Here is a 5,050-nt window from a genome sequence, read left to right as displayed (position 1 = left end):
TCTGACGAAATACCATGCGCGAAAAAGGACTTGCAAAAAGGGAGCCATCCACACAAGACTAAGCAACCGTTGTATCTCGGATCACCAATGGCCGCTTTAAATTGGCGATAGGTGGCATTAGGGCAAACCGTTCCTCCGCCACATATTTGAATATCATAGTCAGACACCGCAAAGCCGGACCAGATAGATCCTTCGGAACATTTCATCGCACGTCGTATAAACATGTTTACGTTTTGATGAACGGCGATCATCTTAGGTGGATGAACACTGATAAGACCAAGCCTTTCTTACTTCGTGTACGCGATGCATTGCCCGAGCTTAATCCGAGTGAATATAAGCTTGGCGAGTTTGTTTTGGATTTCCCTGGCGAGATGGCAGGATACACAGCGTCAGAAATTGCGGAACTGGCTAATGTGTCAAATGCCACTGTGTCCCGATTTGTGCGGCGGATCGGCTATGGTTCGTTTGACGAGGCGCGCCGCGCAGTGCGCGACGAGCAACGAGCAGGCACCGCATTATTGCGTTTCTCCTCAGAAACACCCGCAAGTGGCGGCGCGGTTGCGGCGCATTTCGAAGCGTCGCAACAGAACATGGATCTGACCTATGGCGCGCTAGATGATACCGTGATTGACAGCCTCTCAGAGGCAATGAACGCAGCACCACGCGTTTGGTTCGTGGGCTTTCGGGCGGGTCAGTCTTTTGCGCAATATCTCGGATGGCAAACCTCTCAGGTCTTAAGCAACGTGAGTGTCTTGCCTCGTGCCGGAGAGACTTTGGCCGAAAGCCTTGTATCGCTTTCCCCACAGGACATCGTCGTGCTCATCGCTTTGCGCCGCAATTCAAAGCTCGCTGGCGCTGTGGCCAAGGCGGCGGCTGCGGCTAAAGCTGGTCTGGCGGTGATCGAAGATCGCTCTAGCCCCGAAACCGCCGATGCCCGTTGGCGTCTGTCTTGTGTGACTTCGGCGAATGGCCCGTTGATGAACCATGTGGGTGCCATGGCCGTCTGCAACTTGGTTGCGGCGCGCACGATCGCGGTGTCCGGCGCGGCAGGGCGCAGCCGAATGGCCTCAATCGAGGACGGGCACCGCCGTTTCGACGAACTTTAGAGTTAGGTCTTTTGAATGCGCGCTTGCGTGTCACACGCGCTCAGTTCCTGACCATTACTTAAAATTACGCCGAGAATCTGCCATTTAATTAGGCAGTGATGGAAAAGTTTGTCTTCCGGATTGAAAAATGTTTTTCATCTTTGATCGATTTGGGAAATAAATTTTCATAAGTAAATTTAGAATTTTCCTCCTCGCAACCAGTTACAAAGGAACGACACATGACCTTCACACGCAAAAGCCTAATCGCTGCGGCAAGTGCTGCTATTTTCCCCGCTGCCGTTAGTGCGGAAGCCATCATGCAGATCAACTCCTCCCTGCCAGAAGGCTCTTTCGCCCATGTTTTTCTGCTGGAATACGAAACCCGCCTTGAAGCCGCCGCACCCGGCGAAATCGACGTTCAGATTTTCATGTCTAACACATTGGGCAAAGAAGAAGACGTGTTGCAGGGCCTCGGCTTTGGGACGCACCAAGCCTCACTGTCTGCGTCGGCGGTGTCCCAGATCAACACCCGCACCTCGATTTTTGACCTGCCTTACCTGTTTGAAGACCGCGCAGCGGTCCAAACCTTCATCGACAGTCCGGCGGGCGAAATGCTTGCAGACGGCTTTGACGGCACTGGCATGGTTCTTGCAGCTATGTGGGACAACGGTTTTCGCCAGATCACCAATAACGTGCGTCCGATCGTGACACCAGCAGACCTCGATGGGCTCAAGATCCGAACACCCACCAATCGTCAGCGGGTTGAAATGTTCAACACTCTGGGTGCCAACGCCACGCCACTGTCCTTTGGCGAGGTTTATTCCGCCTTGGATCAAGGCACCATTGATGGCCAGGAAAACCCGGCAAACGTGGTCGACACGGCCAAACTATTCGAGGTGCAGGGCTATATGTCCTTATCAAACCACGTCTATTTGCCAACTTTCCTCGTGATTGGTGAACCCTTCCTTGCATCACTTGATGAAGAACTGCGCGCGACGGTGATTTCTGTGGCCGAAGAGGTGGCCCCTTGGTCATTTGAGTGGGGTGAAACAACCGACACGGAAACCATCGCAGCACTGGCAAACAAAATAGAAGTCAATGAGATTGATTTTGCTGCGTTTCAGTCAGCCGCTGCCCCGCTCTATGAAAGCCCAACATTTGTTGATGTCATCGGCGAAGACATGATCGCTGCAACGAAGACTGCGCTCGGGATCGAATAGGCACAAATAGGACAAAGCAAATGGATGAATTTGACAGCATAGTTTCGCGTCTGGACCACTGGCTTGGCGTGATGCTGGATGTCCTGGTCATATCCCTTGCCGGTCTCCTCTTATTGCTCTTGAACTGGGCGGTTTTCGCCCGGTTCGTTTTGAATGACAGCGTGTCATGGGGCGAGGAACTCCCCGCCCACCTACTGGCCATGCTGACCTTTATCGGCGCAGCATATCTGACTCGCACCAACGAACACCTTGGCTTTGATGCGGTGCTGCGCGTAATGCCCGCAGGCATGATGCGTGTCGTTACTGCGTTAAACCTCGTCCTGATGGGTGTCTTTGGCGCAATGCTGGCGTGGTACGGCGGGATCGCAGCGGCCAGTTTTGGGGCGCGTTCGTTGATCTCGGTTGATGCACCGATGATGCTCTTTCGCGGCGCGATGCCGCTGGGGGGCGCGCTGATTACTTTGTTTTGTGCCGTGCGTTTTATCGGCATCGTGACATGCCGTATCGACCCCTTGGATCTTTTGCCTGAAAGTGACGCGTAATGTTTCTTGATCCCGGATGGATGATCCTGATCCTTTTGATTACTTTGCTGATTGCAGGCCTGCCGATTGCCTTTGTTCTGGGCGTCACCGCCGCCACCATGATCGTGCTCGACCCCGCGGTTGTACCACAAATAATTGGGCTGATCCCCTTTGGTGGAGCTAACAACTATCTGCTTGTTGCGGCTTTGTTGTTCATGATCGCAGGCGAAATAATGAACCAAGGTAAGATTGCGGAGAAGCTCATCGCGTTTGCTTCATCTCTTGTTGGGCATATCCGCGGCGGGCTGGCCCATGTCAACATTCTGACATCGCTATTCTTTTCGGAAATCTCGGGTACCGCCACTTCGGACGCAGCTGCTATCGGCTCGGTTATGATCCCACAGATGAAAAAGCGTGGCTACCCGGTGGCTTTCGCGGCGGCTGTCACTTCAACCTCGGCTACAATGGCGATCATCGTGCCGCCCAGCCTCAATCTGATCCTTTATGCTTATGTGGCCAATGCATCGATTGCCGAGTTGTTCGCCGCTGGCATTGTGCCTGGATTTCTGGTTTGTGGCCTGTTGATGGGCACAGCCTATGCGATCTCTGTAAAGCGCGGCTATCCCACGGAAGGAGCGTTCTCATGGGCTCGAGTGGCCGAAACCGGTAAGGACGCAGCCATCCCACTGACGCTGCCAATTCTTGTGCTGGCGGGTATTCTTGGCGGTATCTTTACCGCCACCGAGGCAGGTGCCATCGCAGCCTTCTGGTCCATTGTGCTTGCCACCGTCGTCTACCGTACGGTGCGCCTTGGCACGTTAATCGACACATTGCGCATAGCGGGCAAACGCTCTGCCATGTTGATGTTTATCGTGGCGACCTCGACCCTCTTGGGTTGGTACATGACAAACCAACGCATTCCGCAGGAAATTGCGCAGGGCATCCTGGGGCTGTCGGACAATTACTGGGTTGTTCTGATTGTCATCAACATCTTCTTCCTGCTGGCAGGCACGATCATTCACGGGACTCCTGCGATCCTGATGCTAGTGCCGATCTTTTTGCCGCTGGCCGATCAGCTTGGGATCGACCGTGTCCATTTTGGCTTGATTTTGACCATTAACCTCGGGATCGGGCAACAGACACCGCCTGTGGCCTCAGTCGTCTTGATCACTTGCGCTATCGCGAAGATATCCATCGCCAAGATCATCCCATCAATGATGATGTTTATTGGCGCAATGTTGGTGGCCTTAGTCTTGATCAACCTCTTTCCAGCAATTTCCCTCTGGCTACCGTCGGTCATCCTCTAATGCGGTTACTGATCATCAACCCTAACACGTCCAAGGGCGCGACGGCCCGCATAAAAGAGGCCGCCGATGGTGTAGCCTATCCAGGAGATGAATTTACAACGCTCTGCCCAGCCTTTGGCCCGGAGCTAATCGTGACACAAGCCGATGCCGATCATGCAAGCATAGCCGTCGTAGAGACAGTCAAAGCCTATGATGCCCCGTGCGACGGGATAATCTTAGCGTCATTTGGCAATACCGGGGCTGAGGCCGTTCAGTTGCTGCGACCGGATATCCCGGTGGTCGGCATTGCGGCGGCCGCCTTTTCCATAGCCCAAGCACTTGGCGGACCTTTCGGCATCGTAACATTTGGTCCAAGCCTCGTACCGGCATTAAAAGCCAAGGCTGAGGAGGCAGGGTTGGGCTCAAAACTTCTGGCGACACTAGCGGTGAATACGACTGACTTTGGTGATCCAGGCACGGTTCAAACCCGCTACATGGACGAAATGGGCGAACTGTGCAGGGAAATGCACCAGCGCGGCGCACGTTGTGTCGTTATGGGAGGCGGCCCATTGGCAGGGCTGGCGTCCAAACTTGCGCCAAACAGCCCTGTACCGCTAATTGACGGCACCCAAGGCGCGATCAATATTTTGCGAACCCTTGTAGCGCATCGCGATGTTGAAAACGACTTGTAAACGAGCCCACAGAAGTTTCGAAGTTAGCGCTGACGTCCAATAAACCGGGTCTCACAAGAGCATGACAGGCGACTATCATCGGTTGTTTGCTTTGAACCGAACACTTATCGGCAGGCTCATTAGTGTCCCCATACCAGACCCTCGCCGCATTGCAGAAAATCGGTAATATGGGCTCCTGGACTAAGCCGCTCGCGCGGCAGTGGCGCTTGTTGCGGTCGTTCAACCTACAGATTTGACGTTGTTTTC

At 53.9% G+C, this 5,050-nt stretch carries 5 protein-coding genes; all 5 read left to right on the top strand.

Annotated elements, in window-relative coordinates; genetic code table 11:
- Window positions 1-260 precede the first annotated feature (260 nt).
- Complete coding sequence (locus tag PFRI_RS03930; protein WP_072629441.1) at window positions 261-1,106, top strand: MurR/RpiR family transcriptional regulator; 846 nt, start codon at window positions 261-263, stop codon at window positions 1,104-1,106.
- A gap of 218 nt (window positions 1,107-1,324) precedes the next feature.
- A complete protein-coding gene (locus PFRI_RS03925) occupies window positions 1,325-2,305 on the top strand; it encodes a TRAP transporter substrate-binding protein (protein ID WP_072629440.1) in 981 nt (326 codons plus the stop codon).
- Window positions 2,306-2,325: 20 nt separating this feature from the next.
- Entirely contained in the window at window positions 2,326-2,847 is a 522-nt protein-coding gene (locus tag PFRI_RS03920) for a TRAP transporter small permease (protein ID WP_072629439.1), read from the top strand.
- A complete protein-coding gene (locus tag PFRI_RS03915; protein ID WP_072629438.1) occupies window positions 2,847-4,133 on the top strand; it encodes a TRAP transporter large permease in 1,287 nt (428 codons plus the stop codon). The genes PFRI_RS03920 and PFRI_RS03915 overlap by 1 nt, the downstream gene beginning before the upstream one ends.
- The gene (locus tag PFRI_RS03910; RefSeq protein WP_072629437.1) at window positions 4,133-4,804 is read left to right on the top strand and encodes an aspartate/glutamate racemase family protein; all 672 of its coding nucleotides are present in this window, start codon (window positions 4,133-4,135) and stop codon (window positions 4,802-4,804) included. The genes PFRI_RS03915 and PFRI_RS03910 overlap by 1 nt, the downstream gene beginning before the upstream one ends.
- Window positions 4,805-5,050: the final 246 nt, after the last annotated feature.

The sequence above is a fragment of the Planktotalea frisia genome (assembly GCF_001890925.1).
Classification (GTDB): domain Bacteria; phylum Pseudomonadota; class Alphaproteobacteria; order Rhodobacterales; family Rhodobacteraceae; genus Planktotalea; species Planktotalea frisia.
Note: the sequence above shows the minus strand (reverse complement) of the source record. Positions and strands in the feature narration are given on the sequence as shown.